The sequence below is a fragment of the Vibrio sp. MarTm2 genome, assembly GCF_027587055.1.
Taxonomy (GTDB): Bacteria; Pseudomonadota; Gammaproteobacteria; order Enterobacterales; family Vibrionaceae; genus Vibrio; species Vibrio sinaloensis_D.
Genome location: NZ_JAPPTK010000003.1, coordinates 471,301 through 487,685, shown reverse-complemented (window position 1 = coordinate 487,685; position 16,385 = coordinate 471,301). Strand labels below are relative to the sequence as shown.

12 protein-coding genes are annotated in these 16,385 nt (G+C 48.1%); 9 read left to right on the top strand and 3 right to left on the bottom strand.

The window, feature by feature from the left end:
* Positions 1–15: 15 nt before the first annotated feature.
* Positions 16–612: a transcriptional regulator BetI gene (betI, locus tag OH458_RS09835; RefSeq protein ID WP_039623881.1), complete on the bottom strand. Its 597-nt coding sequence runs from the start codon at positions 610–612 to the stop codon at positions 16–18.
* Between the two features lie 487 nt (positions 613–1,099).
* Here betI and OH458_RS09830 point away from each other — a divergent pair, with 487 nt between their 5' ends.
* Positions 1,100–1,843: a siderophore ferric iron reductase gene (locus OH458_RS09830; protein ID WP_269978188.1), complete on the top strand. Its 744-nt coding sequence runs from the start codon at positions 1,100–1,102 to the stop codon at positions 1,841–1,843.
* On the opposite strand, the gene OH458_RS09825 is transcribed toward OH458_RS09830, so the two are convergent.
* Positions 1,833–3,035: an MFS transporter gene (locus OH458_RS09825; RefSeq protein ID WP_269978187.1), complete on the bottom strand. Its 1,203-nt coding sequence runs from the start codon at positions 3,033–3,035 to the stop codon at positions 1,833–1,835. The genes OH458_RS09830 and OH458_RS09825 overlap by 11 nt on opposite strands.
* 151 nt (positions 3,036–3,186) lie before the next feature.
* Between OH458_RS09825 and OH458_RS09820 the strand changes: the two genes are divergently transcribed.
* The 8 genes from OH458_RS09820 (at position 3,187) to OH458_RS09785 (ending at position 15,200) form a co-directional block, all read left to right on the top strand.
* Positions 3,187–3,954 carry an ABC transporter ATP-binding protein gene (locus OH458_RS09820; RefSeq protein WP_269978186.1) on the top strand — a complete coding sequence of 256 codons (768 nt, stop codon included), beginning with the start codon at positions 3,187–3,189 and terminating at the stop codon, positions 3,952–3,954.
* Positions 3,955–3,994: 40 nt separating this feature from the next.
* Entirely contained in the window at positions 3,995–4,888 is an 894-nt protein-coding gene (locus OH458_RS09815; RefSeq protein WP_269978185.1) for an ABC transporter substrate-binding protein, read from the top strand.
* On the top strand, positions 4,888–6,879 hold the full coding sequence (gene fhuB, locus OH458_RS09810) for a Fe(3+)-hydroxamate ABC transporter permease FhuB (protein ID WP_269978184.1): 1,992 nt from the start codon (positions 4,888–4,890) through the stop codon (positions 6,877–6,879). Before OH458_RS09815 ends, fhuB begins: the two co-directional genes overlap by 1 nt.
* 166 nt (positions 6,880–7,045) lie before the next feature.
* Positions 7,046–8,851, top strand: coding sequence for an IucA/IucC family protein (locus OH458_RS09805; RefSeq protein ID WP_269978183.1), 1,806 nt, complete (start codon positions 7,046–7,048; stop codon positions 8,849–8,851).
* Entirely contained in the window at positions 8,844–9,761 is a 918-nt protein-coding gene (locus OH458_RS09800) for a GNAT family N-acetyltransferase (protein ID WP_269978182.1), read from the top strand. The genes OH458_RS09805 and OH458_RS09800 overlap by 8 nt, the downstream gene beginning before the upstream one ends.
* Positions 9,761–11,539, top strand: coding sequence for an IucA/IucC family protein (locus tag OH458_RS09795; RefSeq protein ID WP_269978181.1), 1,779 nt, complete (start codon positions 9,761–9,763; stop codon positions 11,537–11,539). Before OH458_RS09800 ends, OH458_RS09795 begins: the two co-directional genes overlap by 1 nt.
* Before the next feature lie 50 nt (positions 11,540–11,589).
* Positions 11,590–12,900, top strand: coding sequence for a lysine N(6)-hydroxylase/L-ornithine N(5)-oxygenase family protein (locus OH458_RS09790; protein ID WP_269978180.1), 1,311 nt, complete (start codon positions 11,590–11,592; stop codon positions 12,898–12,900).
* Positions 12,901–13,034: 134 nt separating this feature from the next.
* Positions 13,035–15,200 (top strand): TonB-dependent receptor, encoded by a 2,166-nt coding sequence (locus OH458_RS09785; protein ID WP_269978179.1) that lies wholly within the window; start codon positions 13,035–13,037, stop codon positions 15,198–15,200.
* A 60-nt stretch (positions 15,201–15,260) separates the two neighbouring features.
* Here OH458_RS09785 and add read toward each other — a convergent pair whose 3' ends face one another.
* A complete protein-coding gene (add, locus tag OH458_RS09780; protein ID WP_038134810.1) occupies positions 15,261–16,253 on the bottom strand; it encodes an adenosine deaminase in 993 nt (330 codons plus the stop codon).
* Positions 16,254–16,385 lie beyond the last annotated feature (132 nt).

The following is a 16,385-nucleotide window of genomic DNA, read 5'->3' as shown; positions in this document are numbered from 1 at the left end:
GATCTGACTTAGTAGTTATTTTTTAGAATAAAAAGTGAGCTGTTTATCAAGATAATCGTTGATGATGAAGCGAGCCTTCGTCGCATCAATCCCTGAAGGGTTCAGGGTGCCACGCAGCCAGATACCATCAATCAGAGAAGCAATGCCAAACGCAATCAGTTCGGCTTGCTGCGGGTCAAAAAGCCCTTTGAGTTCTAATTTCAAATGAGACAGCAAACGCTTTTCATTGACTGACTGTAGGCGCTTCAATTGAGGGTCGTGCATAGAATGTGACCAGAAAGCCAACCAAGTTTTCGCCACTTTGTTTTCCGCTTGGAAACCGACAAAATTGCCGTCAATGATGGCGTTGATGCGCTCTAGATGTGCCTCTTTGGGAATCTCTTTTAGTTGGCTGGTAATGGTTGAAGAGAGCTGACGCAAAATCGCCCGCATCGTCTCCTCGAGCAAACCGTGCTTGCCGCCAAAATAGTGGTTAATGATCCCAGTCGACACCCCTGCTTCTTTGCTGATCAATGAAATGCTCGCGGCGTGCAAACCCACCCGATCAATCACCGCCATTGTCGCTTGAACAAGCTGAGGTTTTCGTATTTCTGGCATACCCACTTTTGGCATGTTTTAGCCCTTTGTTATTTTTAATTGAACGATTAGTTAAATATAAAATGCCTGAAAATTAATTCGAACTCAAATCAATTTTCTATAAATTCAATTTAAAATCAGGAAAAATTGCCGTTTTTTGGTTAGTGTACAAAATCATAAACAGCAACTAATACAGAGCTAAAATTACAGAAGCCAAGTTTTAAGAAATCACAAGAACTTGATTTTAATCAACGATATACAAGGAAAACAAAAGAAAAATTTCACCACCTTCCATCACCCCCCAAAGAAGCAACAACAACTCAAAACTCCCAAAGAAAAGCCCAAATCATAAAAAATAATTAGTGCACTAATCTTTGAATTTTGCAGAAAAATTTCGTGTAACAAATATCCAAATCACATTTCACTTACACATACCTCACCTCATTAAAATGATAATCAATTGCATTTAATTGATGGGTTAATTAGGCTATCCACTCTCACAGCAACAACCAATAAGCCATTCATGAGCACGAACTCTTTTTTTGATCATTTATTTCAACACGCTCAGCAAGTCACCCCTTACTTAGCAGGGAAGGTCGAATCACTACCCGTAGACTTGCAATCTGAGCGCCTTATCCATATCAGCCAGCCTTGCTCTGAACAAATAGAACAGCTTTACCTCTCTTTGCAGTCTGCACATCCTGAGGCAGGCAGCGCCTATTGGCTCACTCGTACTTGGACATTACTCTGCTGGCAACCTGTCTATGTGGCGTTTATCTCGATCTATGCATGTCAGGGACTACCTCACCTCACCCAGATGGCGCAGCAAGTTCAAGAGCGGTTTATTGGTGGATTTCAGTTCGAAGAGGATGAGGTTAGAACAGGAACGAGCGAAGCATTAATCGAGCTGGCAGGGCGTGAACTCATGGTGTTGTTTGACCACTATCGTCAAGAGATGAATCAATGGACGCGCATCAGACCTGGGTTCACCAAGCACCTGATCGCAGATGGCATCTTAGGCTGCATTGTTCGTCTCCACCAATTCGCTCCCGACTTAAGTCACGATTACCTCAGACAACAAGCCCTGCTCTGGTTGAAAGCCTGTAACTTGCCCGACAAACTCGTTGCGACCTTGCACAGCGACCAACAAGATGGCCACTTAAAACTGGTACGCACGAGCTGCTGCCTTGTCTATAAATGTGCCGGTCGAGAGCTGTGCAGTGATTGCCCAAGACACCCTAAAAACAAAAAGGTGCTTACCGTTTAGCAAGGCGCAAACGTTCAGACCAAGGGCGAAATGCGACCATACCGATGGCAAGAGAAAAACCAAGACATAAATAGATCGGATAGTTTGGCGACAGGGTTGCGGTAAATGCGAGTAAAGACGCTAACCCATAGCCAATGGTGTGAGACATAGAAACGTAGCCCGATACCACACCGGGCGTGTCCGGCATCTTCTCTGTCGCCATTGAAGTGTACGCTGGCACCAACAAGGCGGCGCCGACAGAAACAACGGCTGACGCGAGCATGAACACGCCAAAGTCACCGGACAAGAACAAGCCAAACCCAATCAAGAGCGTAATCGAGCCAAGTCGATACATGCTCACTGCCGTCAGACGTTTCTTTTTAATAACAAATACTTGCGACAAAAATGTTGCCGCCGCACTGACCGTCAGCAATACCCCAATCGCATCACTGATTTCACTGGTCGACCATTGGGTTACGCTGCCAATCAGCGGAGAAAAACTGTATTGCAACAAGGCAATGACCGCACACAAAAGCAGACCGCTCACTAAAAAGGGCATCAAGACGACATCAGGTAGCCAAGGTGCAGAGGTACGTTTACGCGAATCGGAATCAAGCGAGTTGGGGTTAGGTAGCCATGCTGCCGCAAGCAAGGCGATAAGAGGCAACAGAATCATTAGCATTAAAGGGGCAAAAGGAGAAAGCTTCAGCGCTAACACGGCAACAAGTGGACCAATCAAACGGCCAACACTTAAGCCAATGCTGACCGATGTAATGGCTTGCAGGCGGTTCTCTTTGCCACAAAGAAGAATTGCCCAATGCTGACTTGCTGGCACCATACCTGCGACTGTGCAGCCGTAAATGACCCTTGCCACAATCAAGCCGGTCAGTGTCCAGCCCATTGCCCATTCTCCGTCACTGCTCGCCATTGCAAAAAGACAGAGCAGCAGAAAGCTCGCCGTCATTCCTGCAAGTGCTTGGAGGACAACATTTTTTGGCCCGTGGCGATCGCTCACTCTTCCCCAAAAGGGTGCCGAAGGTAAAAACAAGAAACTTCCTACCGCGATCAGCAGTGACCACGTCGAGAGACTGAACGCAGATTGTTCGACCAAAAAAGGAAGTGAGACCAATAAGCCATTTTGCCCCACTCCCATTAGCGCTGCGACCAAACCAATAACCACGAGCTGGAACTGAGAAGATTTTACCCCTGACATACTAAGATACTCTTGAAACGTCAATGTGATGGAATAACACACTGATAGTGATGAAAAATTACCACTTATGATTTTGAAAATCATTATCATTAAGATTAAGTTATGGTAAGGTTAGCGCCTTGTAGACAATAACTCAACTTGTAATACCGCTATGTTCCAGTTGGTCGATGCATCATTCCATATTGATGATAGAGCGATTCTATCCCCGACATCCTTAACGTTTTCGCCAGGTAAGATTACGACACTACTCGGTCATAATGGCTGTGGAAAGTCGACCTTAATGAAGCTACTCAGTCGCCAAAATGCCCCTTCAACGGGCGAGGTAACGCTTAGTGGCAATCCTGTCAGCCAATTAACGCCGTTGGAATTCGCCCACCGCGTGGCCTATCTACCTCAGCACCCGCCGCTGACTGACGGCGTCACCGTTAGAGAGTTGGTCAGCTTTGGTCGTTATCCTTGGAAAGGATCGTTTGGCCGTTACGGAGAGGCAGATAATCGGCTGATTGACCAAGCAATCGACAAAGTTGGCCTCAATTCATTTGCAAACCGTTTTGTCGCCACCCTCTCTGGAGGAGAAAGGCAAAGAGCGTGGGTAGCGATGTTACTGGCTCAGCAGAGTGAATGCATTTTGCTCGATGAACCCACTTCTGCACTCGATGTTGCCCACCAATACGAGCTTCTTGCCCTCATCAGAGAGCTCAATGAATCAATTGGTCTTACTGTGATTATGGTGTTGCATGACGTCAATATGGCCGCAAAGTTTAGCGATCACCTCATTGCACTCCATTCAGGAAAAGTGATCGCGCAGGGCACGCCTGAATCCATGATGACACCAGAAACATTGCTCAAGATTTATGGAATGGAGTTGGCTCTGTTCCCACACCCGGAGACAGGGCAACCCATTAGCTACGTCCCGTAAGTCAACTACCGCTATACACTCAAACTCAAAAGGAACTGTTGTGAAAAGAATCATTCTAGCGCTCACTGCACTGCTTACCTTCCATGTTAATGCGATTGAAATCGAACACGAAATGGGCGTTGCGTCCTTTGAGCAACGTCCAGAAAAAGTCGTAGCACTTGATTGGGCGTTAACTGAAACCGTACTTAGCCTAGGCATTGCGCCGCAAGGGATCGCTGACGTCAAAGGTTACAACACTTGGGTGGTTGAACCTGCGCTATCCCCTAACGTGATCGATGTCGGCTCTCGTCGTGAGCCCAACCTAGAGCTACTGACTGAAATCAAGCCGGATGTCATCTTGATCAGTAAGCACATGGCCCCTGCCTATGAACAGCTACAAAACATCGCCCCTGTGGTTGTGTTTAGTGTCTTTAGCGAAACTAAGCAGCCGATTGAGTCCGCGAAATCTATTACTCTGGCTCTAGGCAAGTTACTTGATAGAGAAGCTCAAGCTCAGCAGGTTATCGCCCAAACAGAGCAGCGTTTGCAGCAAAATGGTGACAAGGTTCGCGCCGCCAACAAAACCGATAAACCGCTATTGTTTGCGCGTTTTCTAAATGAAAAAACACTGCGCATTCACAGCGATGGCTCATTGGCGCAAGCGACCATTCAAGGTATGGGACTCAAAAACGACTGGAATGAAGAGACCAACGTTTGGGGCTTTACCACCGCGGGTACCGAGAAGCTCGCTGAACATCAAAAAGCCAACGTGATGTTATTTGGCCCACTCAAAGCGTCTGAGCGTGAACAGTTAGACAGTAATGCACTGTGGCAAGCGATGGAGTTCACTCGAACAAACTCGGTTTATGAGCTGCCTGCCATCTGGACTTTTGGTGGCTTAATCGCTGCACAACGCTTTAGTGACCATATCACCCAACAACTTATTGCACAGTAATGAACACCATAAGCTTGAATAGACCGACCGGGCACTCGTGGAGAGTGCCTTTCTTTGCCATTGCTGGCATGGTTGTATTACTTGGTCTGATCAACTTCTCGGCTCCCTACTCTGGCGGTATCCGTCTTGTGTGGGAGACGATCACACAGTTTGATGCCACCAACTACCAACACTTGATCACCCATCTGACCTATCTTCCCAGATTGGCTGTCGCGGTGCTGTGTGGCTTTGCGCTAGCGGTGGCAGGCTGCGTAATGCAGTTTGTGCTGCGCAACCCAATCGCGTCTCCGACAACCTTAGGGGTGGCTGCCGGTGCAGAGCTTGGGTTGGTACTCGGTCTCTTGTTTATTCCAGCTCAGATAGCCGTGTCTGGTTTTATCCCTGCCTTTTTAGGCGGGTGTTTTGCGACAGGACTGGTTTTTCTACTCAGTGCATCTCGAGGGTTTGCTCCTTTGCACATGGTGCTTGCTGGCATGGTCATCAGCCTATTTTTAGGTTCATTGAACACCATGCTTATCATGCTCAATGAACAGCAACTGACCAGCGTGTTTGTCTGGGGAGCGGGCGCGCTAAACCAGAATGACTGGTCAAGTACCAACGCTTTGCTGCCACTCGTGATTATCCCGACCGCTTTACTGCTGATGTTACAAAGGCCGCTTTCGGCGCTGCAGTTTGGTGACACGGTCGCGACCTCTATCGGGGTCAATATCAAGCACATCAAACTGGTGTGCTTATCATTGGCGATCTTTATTACGGCCGCCGTTGTCAGCGAAGTGGGTCTTATCGGCTTTGTCGGCATCGTTGCCCCCGCTGTCGCTCGTATGCTTGGCGCTAGAAAGCTACTCGCGCAAATTCTCACCAGTGGATTGATCGGCGCGGCAATGCTGCTAGCCGTCGATCTACTTATTCAGCCGTTTTCTGGCGTTGGTGGCGAAATGCTTCCGACCGGAGCAATGACGGCACTCATTGGCGCACCTTTCTTATTGTGGCTGCTGCGCAGAACTTCGCTACAAAGCGATCTAAAAGCGCGAACAGAAACGGTTCAGCATTATCAACATGTCCCTACCATTAGAATCGCGACGGTGTTAACGTTACTGCTGTCTCTATTTGTCGCAGGCGCCATTTTTATCGGTAGAAATCAGTACGGCTGGTCAACCAGCTTGAGTTTGCCACTGTTTGAGCTGCGTGCGCCTCGCGTTTTTGTCGCTCTTCTCGCGGGTATTGGGCTAGCGTTTGCTGGCACCATTATTCAACGTATTTCCAATAACCCTATGGCAAGCCCAGAAGTGCTTGGTATTAGCTCGGGCGCTGCGCTGGCATTGGTTCTTGGTACCTTAATTGGCGGTGCCGTCAGTCGAGAGCAGCAAATGTTCATCGGCACCATTGGCGCGTTAAGTGTAATTGGTGTGGTTTGGTTGATGGGTCGAAAGCACCAGTTCGCGCCCACCCAAACCTTGCTCACTGGCATCGCCTTGAGCGCGGGCTTAGACGCCTTTTTGAGAATTGCGATGAGCTCTGGTCACGATGACGTGCGCGCGTTACTCACTTGGCTTTCTGGCTCAACATACTTGGTTTCAAGCCAAGACATCGTACTCCTTTTGATGGGCGTTACGGTACTTGGTGCCGCTTCCCTTGTTGTCAGTCGGTGGATTGAAATCATGGGTCTAGGCGAGGTTACCGCCAGCGCAATTGGTGTCAACTGCACCAGAGTCAGGCTACTGCTTTTGCTCCTTGTCGCCGCCTATACCACGCTTTGTACCATTGTTATCGGTCCATTGAGTTTCATTGGTTTGCTGGCTCCCCATATGGCCCGTTCACTTCACCAATACCGCGCGGCACCACAAATGTTAACCGCAGCTCTGATTGGTGCGCTCATTATGGTCACCGCAGACTGGGCAGGACGAACGCTTTGGTTCCCATGGCAATTTCCCGCAGGCTTGCTCGCTTCGATTATTGGCGGGGGATATTTCCTCTATCTTATGAGGCGCTAAAACCTACTTGCTCATTCAGGCACTTCACTCGCCGATGGTCTCGAAGTGCCTGACATTCCTCCCAATTGTTAAAAATATTCACGAAACATAAAAAACCAGTTGATCATAGTAATGATAATAATTAGCATTCGCATGTCAGTTTTGTTAATAAATATCGAGAACTATAATGAATCGTACAAACGATCTGCTCAGCACCTCATCGATAATCGATGACATACCCAAGAAGACGAATAGAAATGCGCCTCCCATCGCCTGCTTCCTCAATGCGCTTGCTCGTGAGTGTGAGGCTGTTCAAGTTGTCCATACCGAGACCCAGTCGCGACTTAACATCCCACTAAGTAACCTGCGAACCATTCAAATCGGTTTGCAGTATTTTTCTTCGCTGGGCAGTCATGAATACCAACTTCCGGCACAACTTGTTGATTCAAATAGCTCACGTGACATTGAGTTTAGTGAAATGCTCCAACTCATTGTCAGTGACCAGGGCTTAGTGGGCATAGTCAGCCAAGAGCAGCAACAGATTTTTGTTCAACGTGTGCTCGAAAGCGTGCGAAATACCTATCAAGCAATCGAGCACTCGCCATACCAACGCCAGTTATTCGAAGACCGATTAGATTTTAAGACTGCCGAGCAAGGCCTGCTGATTGGTCACTCATTCCATCCGGCGCCCAAGAGCCGCGAGCAGTTTTCTCTGCAAGATGCCAAACGTTACTCCCCTGAAATGGGCTCTCACTTTCCGCTACACTGGTTGGAAGTCCGTTCTCACCGCCTCCAGTTTGGCAGCTCCGCCGATGTAAGTTTCGATGAGAGAATGGCGCAATTGGTCGCCCACCATCCGCAGTTGGTTGAGGCACACCAAAACGCAAAAGCCAGAGGAAATCAGCTACTGCCTGTGCATCCATGGCAATGGCAAGTGATGCGCGAGCGAGAAGACATTCAAAATTTCATCGAGCAAGGTGAAATAACACCACTTGGCCAACTTGGCGCTCCTTGGTATCCGACCTCTTCAACGCGTTCACTGTACGCGCCAACGCTGCCTTATATGTTGAAGTTTTCGTTGAGCGTAAAACTGACCAATTCTGTTCGTAATCTTTCACTCAAAGAAGTGATTCGTGGAACGCGATTAAATGACCTGTTCCACTCAACCGAACTAAACAACCAGCTTGGTTCTGAGCGCGGCTTTCAGTTAATGCAAGAGCCCGCATTTGTCGGCTTAATCGACAAAACAGGGGCAATGATTGACGAAAGTCTTGTGGCATTTAGAGACAACCCTCTTGCAACGAAACCACAAGAAGAGGCCGTTGTCCTTGCAACGCTTACCCAACAAAACCCTTATGCCTCATCTTCGCTGGTTGCCCGACGCATTAAAGACTACGCTGCGACTAAACGCATTCCTGAGCCTCTTGCCGCGCAGCAGTGGTTTGATGCGTACTGCCAACACGCTGTCGTCTCTTTGTTTGATTTACAGGCCAATCACGGTGTGGTGTTCCTCGCCCACCAGCAAAACATCGTCATGCAGCTCAAAGATGGTTTCCCTATTGGCATGTATTACCGCGATTGCCAAGGCACTGGTTATACAGATCTTGCTTTTACACGCTACAGCGACGCTCTATCCAACGACAAAGAGAGTCTTGAGAACTACTGGAATCAAGAAAAAGTCAGACGCTACTTTGCGTACTACTTGATTATTAACTCCACCTTCAATGTCATCACCGCTATTGCCTCAGCGATCAAAGTGGAAGAAGCAGACTTGGTGCGCATCTTAAGAGCTCAACTGCAAGCGCTGCTTGATTCGGGCGTCGAGGATGCAGCCTGCTTGAATTACGTACTTGAAAGCGACGTTCTGTGCTGCAAAGGGAATTTCTTCTGCTATCTACAAAATTTCAACGAGAACTCAATCCCTGACCCAGCGGTGATCTACTTCGATCTCGACAACCCATTGGTACAAGTAAAGGAGTCTTCTCATGCATGATTTCACTACCTTTATCTTTGAATCTCAACCTGAGCCGACAATACAGCTAACGCTGCAATCCACTGACGTTGAAAACCGAGCGACTCAAGTTGTGTTGATAGATGAAATCGATCGACTGTTTACCCAAGAGAAGTCGCTTACCTCTGTTGCAGTGAGTGCCTCAGACCCTATGACTTGGTCCTACCTTGCACACCAACTGCCTCTGCTTGATCAAACACTGACTCGTGAAGCCTTCTACCAATCAGGGTATCACTGGCATAAACATACGCCCTCTGCCAATTTCCCACTGCAAAGGGTTCAGTCTGACAGCCGCTATCGTTCTCACCCTTTACGACCAAATAAACCCACAGGAGAAGTGTACAAGCGCACCGATCTTGATGCGGAACTCGACGTTAGTTTTCGTCTACTCGACATCACTCAAGATATGCCAATGTTCACACGTTGGATGAACGACCCTCGTGTCGCACACTTTTGGGAACAAGCATGGAGTGAAGAAAAACTGACCGAATTTGCACAAGAGCGACTCAATGACCCACACATACTGCCCTTGATTGGTGAGTTCAATGGCCAACCCTTTGGCTATGTTGAAGCGTATTGGGTTTGTGAAGATAGATTGAGCCCTTACTACGACGTGCAAGATTTTGACCGTGGCATCCACCTGCTTGTCGGAGAGCAAGCATTTCGTGGTCCTCGTTTCTTTAACGCTTGGATGCGCGCAATGAGTCACTACTTGTTTATCGACGACAACCGTACACAGCGTATTGTCCTTGAACCCCGCTCTGACAATGAGCGCCTCTTCAATCGCATTCTTCCTTTGGGGTACACGAAATGTTTTGAGTTCAATTTCCCTCACAAACGCTCAGCACTATTGATGCTTCAACGCGAAGCATTCTTTAAGGAGCAGTGGTAATGGAACAAATCGCGCTACAAAAATACTGGGCGACGGCGAATAAAGCGTTGGTGGGCAAAATCCTCTCTGAGTTTGAGTACGAGCAAGCTTTCCAATTTCAACCTAATGGTGATCGTCTTGATCTCCATTTAGCGAAAGGCGTGAGCTACAGCTTCTGCGGGGAGACGAACATCTGGGGACAAGTCCGTATTGACCCAACCACGATCGTCCGTATTGCTGACTCCGAGCCACCCAGTGGTATAACCGCAGCACAATTGATGCGGGATCTTCAACCTTTGCTCAATATGTCCGATGATGCATTTGCCGAGCACCTTGAAGATCTCAATGCCACCCTGCTGGGCGATTGCAAAATCTGGCTGCGCAAAGAGACGATGACGGCAAGAGATCTGGCTCTGCTTGGCGGCGAGCAACAGCAGAGCTACTTCGATGGCCACCCAAAGTTTGCCTTCAACAAAGGACGCAGAGGTTGGGGTTTACACGATCTTCGAGACTATGCGCCGGAAGCAGAAAAAGCCATTCAACTCGATTGGGTTGCAGTACATCGCGATATTGTTCAATTGGCGACCAATGAACACGTCAATTGGCAAGAGCTTATATCGGCGTCGATCTCGCGTGATGAGCTCAATGAAATGGATCGAATCGTCGCGGCATTTAACGTCGATATCGCGGATTATCACTACGTTCCCGTCCATCCATGGCAGTGGGAGAACAAAGTCGCCATGCTCTTCACCCGAGAGCTCGCACTGAAACAAATGCTGTTTATCGGCTCATTTGGCGATGCGTTCTTACCGCAATTATCGCTGCGCACTTTGAGCAACCTCACCCGCCCCAATAGTTTCGATATTAAACTGCCACTTACGGTCATGAATACTTCTTGCTATCGAGGTATTCCTGGACGGTACATCTTGGCAGGCCCTATGGCATCCGATTGGATCGATTCTGTGTTTCAAAGCGATCCTGTATTAGTTGAAAAAGGTGCGCAAATCCTGCAAGAACCGGCAGCGGCTTTCGCTCATCAGCACGACTACCAACAGCTTACTGATGCGCCCTACCGCTATCACGAGTTGCTTGGGGTCATCTGGCGCGAGTCTGCGGCAAGCAAGTTGGCACCAAACGAGCATGCCGTTTTAATGGCTGCGCTAATGGAATCTGACAATCAAGGACAACCATTAATTGCCGAGTATATTGCGCTGTCTGGCCTCTCAACCGAGGCATGGCTAACGCAGCTGTTCGATAGTGTGGTTATCCCCTACTACCACTTGTTATGCAAATACGGCGTGTCACTGATTGCTCACGGACAAAATGTCACCCTAGTGATGGAGAACCACCAGCCAAAACGAATCCTGCTTAAAGATTTTCAGGGAGACATGAGATTGGTCGACCAAGATTATCCAGAACATGCGTCGCTTCCTGACCCAGTAAAACAGGTGACCGTGCGCTTACCTGAGTCGTTGATCATTCACGACCTACAAACGGGTCACTTCGTCACTACGCTGAGATTTATCTCTCCATTACTTGCAAAACTGGGCTTCAGCGAACATGAGTTTTATCGATTGTTGGGCGATCGAATCAAACACTACATGGCGGAAAACCCAGAATACCAACACCGATTTGCCAAGTTCGATCTGTTTAAACCTCAGATTTTACGAATTGGACTTAACCTCGCTAAGTTCAGACACAGCACAGACTCAAGTGCTTCAAGAATGCTTCCAGACATGGATGACATGTTGGACAACCCACTCTATCTCGCTCAAGCGAAAGCAGAGACCAAACAATAACTATAAAAACATTTAACGCCCGTTTAAGCCCATAGTAAAGGATGATTCAAATGGACAACACTAACAACGTCAAACTCGATCTTGCAGGTATTGGGGTCGGCCCCTTTAACCTCAGTGTCGCCGCACTTTTAGACACGCAGCCTCAAATCAATGCCACATTTTTTGAAGGTCGTGAACGCTTTTCTTGGCACCCTGGTTTGCTATTAGATAACACCAACATGCAGACCATGTTTTTAAAAGATTTAGTCAGTGCCGTCGATCCGGAGAATCGTTACTCCTTTCTCTCGTATCTGGTTAGGAACAAAAAGTTCTACCGTTTCCTCTCGGCGGAGCTGAACTGCATCAGCCGACATGAGTTCTCAGACTACCTTGCTTGGGCAGCACACCAAATGGGAAACGTTAAGTTCTCAACTAAGGTAGAGCACGTTGATTACGACGGCGAGCAGTTCACCCTTCATACCAATCAAGGCGCTTACCACGCCAACAACTTATGTATCGGAACAGGCAAGGTGCCGTCATTCCCTGACTGCAGCAAAAAGTTCATTAGCGACAAGGTGTTTCATGCAGCCGAGATTGGGCTGCGAGATCGAGATTTCACCAACAAACGCGTCATGATCGTTGGTGGAGGTCAAAGTGGCGCGGACATTTTTCTCAATGTATTGCAAAGCAAATGGGGCAAACCTCGCTCATTGGATTGGCTATCGCGTCGTTCCAATTTCCAACCGCTCGACGAAGCCGCGTTTACTAATGAATTCTTCGCACCGGATTATGTGAATGCATTCATCAACCTATCGCCGGACGTTAAACGCAACGAGATTACTCAGCAAAAGCTCACCTCAGATGGCATAACACAAAAGGCCCTACTGACGATTTATCAAGAGCTCTACCACCGCTTTGATGTTCTCAAAGAAGAAAAGTGGGTGAGATTGCTGCCTCATCGTACTTTAACCAATATGCGTGAAATCAATACTGGCTACGAGCTCTGCGCGGGCAATGCGCTAAGCCAGCAAACAGAATACCACCAAGCGGACATCGTTATTCTCGCCACCGGATTTGAAGCGCCAACACCTACTTGTCTGAACGGGATTTTGCCACTGCTCGATCTCGATGAGAACAACCGCTATCAGCTCACCGCCAACTTTGAGCTCAAATGGGCAGGTTCTGAAAACAACAAGATTTTCGCCGTAAACGCCGGCATGCACAGTCACGGCATTGCCGAGCCACAGCTCAGTTTAATGGCGTGGCGAAGTGCGCAAATCATCAACCAGCTCGCTGGACAAACTCTTTACGCCACCGACTCGGGGCAAGGCATGATTGAATGGCTCTCCCCTGATAGCGCCATCAGCAAGGTGGTGGCGTAAGTCAGAAAGTTTTCGTTATTTGCAGGTACTCAACTTGCTCACACAAAGCTGAGTACCCGCTTTTTGTAGCAACATTGGAAGCCATAAAACCCGACACATGGTTTGGCTTTCTTCATTTAAAAACAGAGATAAAAATGAAACTGAACAAAGGAAGTTTTCCTCTATCAACCATCGCATTAGCGATAGCTTCAACAACAGCCGCAGTTGCGGTACAAGCGCAAGACACCACCACGTTTGATGAAATGGTCGTGGTGTCGAGTCGCCTACCGAAAGCGATCAGCGATATTCCAGGCACCGTCTGGTACATCGAATCTGAACAGGTTGAGCAGGAATATCGTGGTGGTAAAACCTTAGGGGAAATCCTCGCGACCGCCATTCCGTCACTGGATATTAGCAGCGGCGCACGTACAAACTATGGTCAAAACCTTCGTGGACGCAAAATGCTAGTGATGATCGATGGTGTCTCGCTGCAATCTTCGCGTCCAATCAGCCGCCACCTAGATTCCATCGACCCGTTCAACATTGAACGCATCGAAGTGCTTTCGGGTGCGACATCGATTTACGGCGCAGGCGCATCAGGCGGCGTCATCAACATTGTGACCAAAAAAGGCTCTGAAGATGGCCTTGAGCTTGAAACGCTGGTTGGCGGTGCAACCGGATTTAACTCAAGCAAAGATCTCGACTACCGATTTGCTCAGTCCATTGCTGGCGGCAACGAAAAAGTTCAAGCTCGTACCTCGATCGTGTACTCAAAGACACAAGGTTTCTATGATGCTGATGGTGACATCATAACTCCTGACATCTCGCAAGGTTCACTTCAATTTAACGAAACTTTTGACGTGATGGCGAGCGCCAACATCAACCTCACAGATACGCAAAGCCTCAGCTTATTTGGCCAGTACTATGACAGTGAACAAGACTCACCGTACGGGCTGTACATTGAGGGCCGAAACTTTGTCGATGTGCGTGATGGGTTTAAATCTGACCGTCAACACGGTACAGAGCGCATTATGCTGAGCGCAGTCTACAACAATGAAGCCTTCTTAGGTCATCAGTTAATCGCCGAGGCCTCTTATCGTAAAGAAGACCAAACCTACACCCCATACTACCAAGGTGCATCGCAACAAATTACCGATGTGCTTACGTTGAAAACAGCACTTTCCAAGCAGTTTGGTGCCGTAAACCTTATCTATGGTGTCGATGCTTATCGCGACAAACTGGACAGCAACCAAGCCTTATTCGATCCGACCATTGCTGGCAACTCTGGTAACCTAATCAACGAGACGTACGCGACAACGGGTCGTTACCCTGGTGTGGAAGTCGGCTCCGTCGCAGGCTTTATCCAAGCGGATTGGGCAATCACTGACGACTGGCAACTGCAAGGTGGCTTCCGTTACCAGTACATGAACAACAAAATCGACGACTTCGTTGCCTACAGTGTGCAAAAGAAAATCGCGGCAGGGAATGGCACATCAGCAGATGCGGTTCCGGGCGGTGAAACAAGCTACAACATTGTTCTTGCAAACCTAGGGACCATCTACAGCTTAAGCGATGCAACGCAGATCTGGGCAAACTTCTCGCAAGGTTTTGACTTAGCCGATCCAGCGAAGTACTACGGCCAAGGTAGCTACTCGTCGGCGCCAGATGCTAACGGCCACTGGTCTTTGCAAAACAGCATCAACGTTGACTCTTCGAAAATGGAAGGTGTGAAAACCAACAGTGTCGAACTTGGTTTCCGTACTAACCAAAACAACTTTAATGTCCAAACGGCAGCTTACTACTCACAATCTGACCGCAGCATCAAATACAACCGCACCACGCTACTTATCGAGAAGTTGGACGACAAGCAACGCGTCTACGGTGCTGAAGGTATGGCCTCTTACTGGGTAACGAGCAACCTGCAACTGGGCGCTTCAGGTCACTATGTGATTTCTGAAGTTGAAGCAGAGAGCGGCTGGGACAAGATGAGCGCAGGAAATGCAAGTACATCAAAAGCCAGCGCTTGGTTGGGTTGGTACGACGACAACCTAGCAGCGAAACTGCAAAGCCAAACCATGTTTGACTACGAAGATGACGCGGACAACAAACTGGAAGGCTACACAACATTCGACCTTGTTGGTAGCTACCAACTGCCTGTGGGTAGCTTAGGTTTCGGTATTCAAAACCTTCTAAATGCAGACTACACGACGATTTGGGGTCAACGTGCTCAAATTCTATACGCGCGCCACTACGCAGCAGAAGCGTACGATTACCGCAGCCGCGGCCGTACATTCACGCTGAACTACCAAGTTAAGTTCTAAGCAATAAAAAACCGCCCAACTGATTGGGCGGTTTTTCTTTTGTATAACGCTCAACTGCGATTAAACAAACTGCATCAAGTGCTTCTTCACATCATCTGAAGCAAATGCTTGTTCAACACTCGCCGTGTAAATCTGCTTGTAGTCTTCAGCAGTTAGCTCAAACTGCTCCATCACCTTGGTCACTTCATCCGTCATTGTTGTGTTCGATACCGTGCGGTTATCCGTGTTGATCGTCACAGCCAGGCCATCTTTGTGGAAATCGTTTAACGGGTGCGCTTTCAGTTCAGGAATCGCTTTGGTTTGAACGTTGCTGCTTGGGCAAGCTTCTAAGCCAACCACATCTTCTTTAACGCGTTGATAAGCCTCAGCGTGATCTTTAATTGCAACACCGTGGCCAATGCGCTCTGCGCCTAGCAACTCAATCGCGTCGTACACGTTTTGACCGCAACCTTGCTCACCAGCGTGAATGGTAATGCGATAACCCTGCTCGCGCGCATACTGAGTGTACTCAACGTAATCGTGAGCGAAGTTATCCAGCTCTGCGCCTGCTAAGTCAAAAGCGACAACGCCTTTGCCTACAAATGGTACACCCGCATCAATGATGTCGTTTACCGAATCGATTGGCAGCAATTTGACCAATGACAGAATGTAGTTGCCATGAATGTCGTACAACGCTTCTGCACGCTTCATGCCCTTAACCACACTGTCGATGATTTCCGCGTAAGTTAATCCTTGCTGAGTATGTAACTGAGGTCCAAAACGCACCTCTAGGTACTTAACGTTTTCTTTCGCTGCGTCTTCAAACAGTTCAAACGAAATACGTTCAAGACTTTCTTTGGTTTGCATCACTTGAATCGGCAAAGCAAAACGGTCTAGATACTCTTGTAGATTAGGGCAAGTTTCAGGCGCAACCATCATCTCTTTGATCACTGCAGGATCTTGGCTAGGTAACTCAATTTTTTGCTCCGCCGCCAAATCAATAACGGTTTGCGGGCGAAGGCTACCATCTAGGTGGCAGTGAAGATCGATTTTTGGAAGATCAAAGTAATTCATCTGTTTACGTCCTAACTTTTACTTTTTATTCGATAAAACGCCTATCGTGGTCACACTATAACTATAGTCACCGTCAGGTAAATCACGCTTTATCTTTTGTTTTTGATAACGATAAAACTCATGTTATATGAT

Excerpts from the sequence above, each read along its gene's own strand:
- OH458_RS09820 (WP_269978186.1), top strand. The coding sequence starts at position 3,187 with ATGTTCCAGTTGGTCGATGCATCATTCCATATTGATGATAGAGCGATT.
- add (WP_038134810.1), bottom strand. The coding sequence starts at position 16,253 with ATGAATTACTTTGATCTTCCAAAAATCGATCTTCACTGCCACCTAGAT.
- betI (WP_039623881.1), bottom strand. The coding sequence starts at position 612 with ATGCCAAAAGTGGGTATGCCAGAAATACGAAAACCTCAGCTTGTTCAA.
- fhuB (WP_269978184.1), top strand. The coding sequence starts at position 4,888 with ATGAACACCATAAGCTTGAATAGACCGACCGGGCACTCGTGGAGAGTG.
- OH458_RS09825 (WP_269978187.1), bottom strand. The coding sequence starts at position 3,035 with ATGTCAGGGGTAAAATCTTCTCAGTTCCAGCTCGTGGTTATTGGTTTG.
- OH458_RS09790 (WP_269978180.1), top strand. The coding sequence starts at position 11,590 with ATGGACAACACTAACAACGTCAAACTCGATCTTGCAGGTATTGGGGTC.
- OH458_RS09785 (WP_269978179.1), top strand. The coding sequence starts at position 13,035 with ATGAAACTGAACAAAGGAAGTTTTCCTCTATCAACCATCGCATTAGCG.
- OH458_RS09800 (WP_269978182.1), top strand. The coding sequence starts at position 8,844 with ATGCATGATTTCACTACCTTTATCTTTGAATCTCAACCTGAGCCGACA.
- OH458_RS09805 (WP_269978183.1), top strand. The coding sequence starts at position 7,046 with ATGAATCGTACAAACGATCTGCTCAGCACCTCATCGATAATCGATGAC.
- OH458_RS09795 (WP_269978181.1), top strand. The coding sequence starts at position 9,761 with ATGGAACAAATCGCGCTACAAAAATACTGGGCGACGGCGAATAAAGCG.
- OH458_RS09830 (WP_269978188.1), top strand. The coding sequence starts at position 1,100 with ATGAGCACGAACTCTTTTTTTGATCATTTATTTCAACACGCTCAGCAA.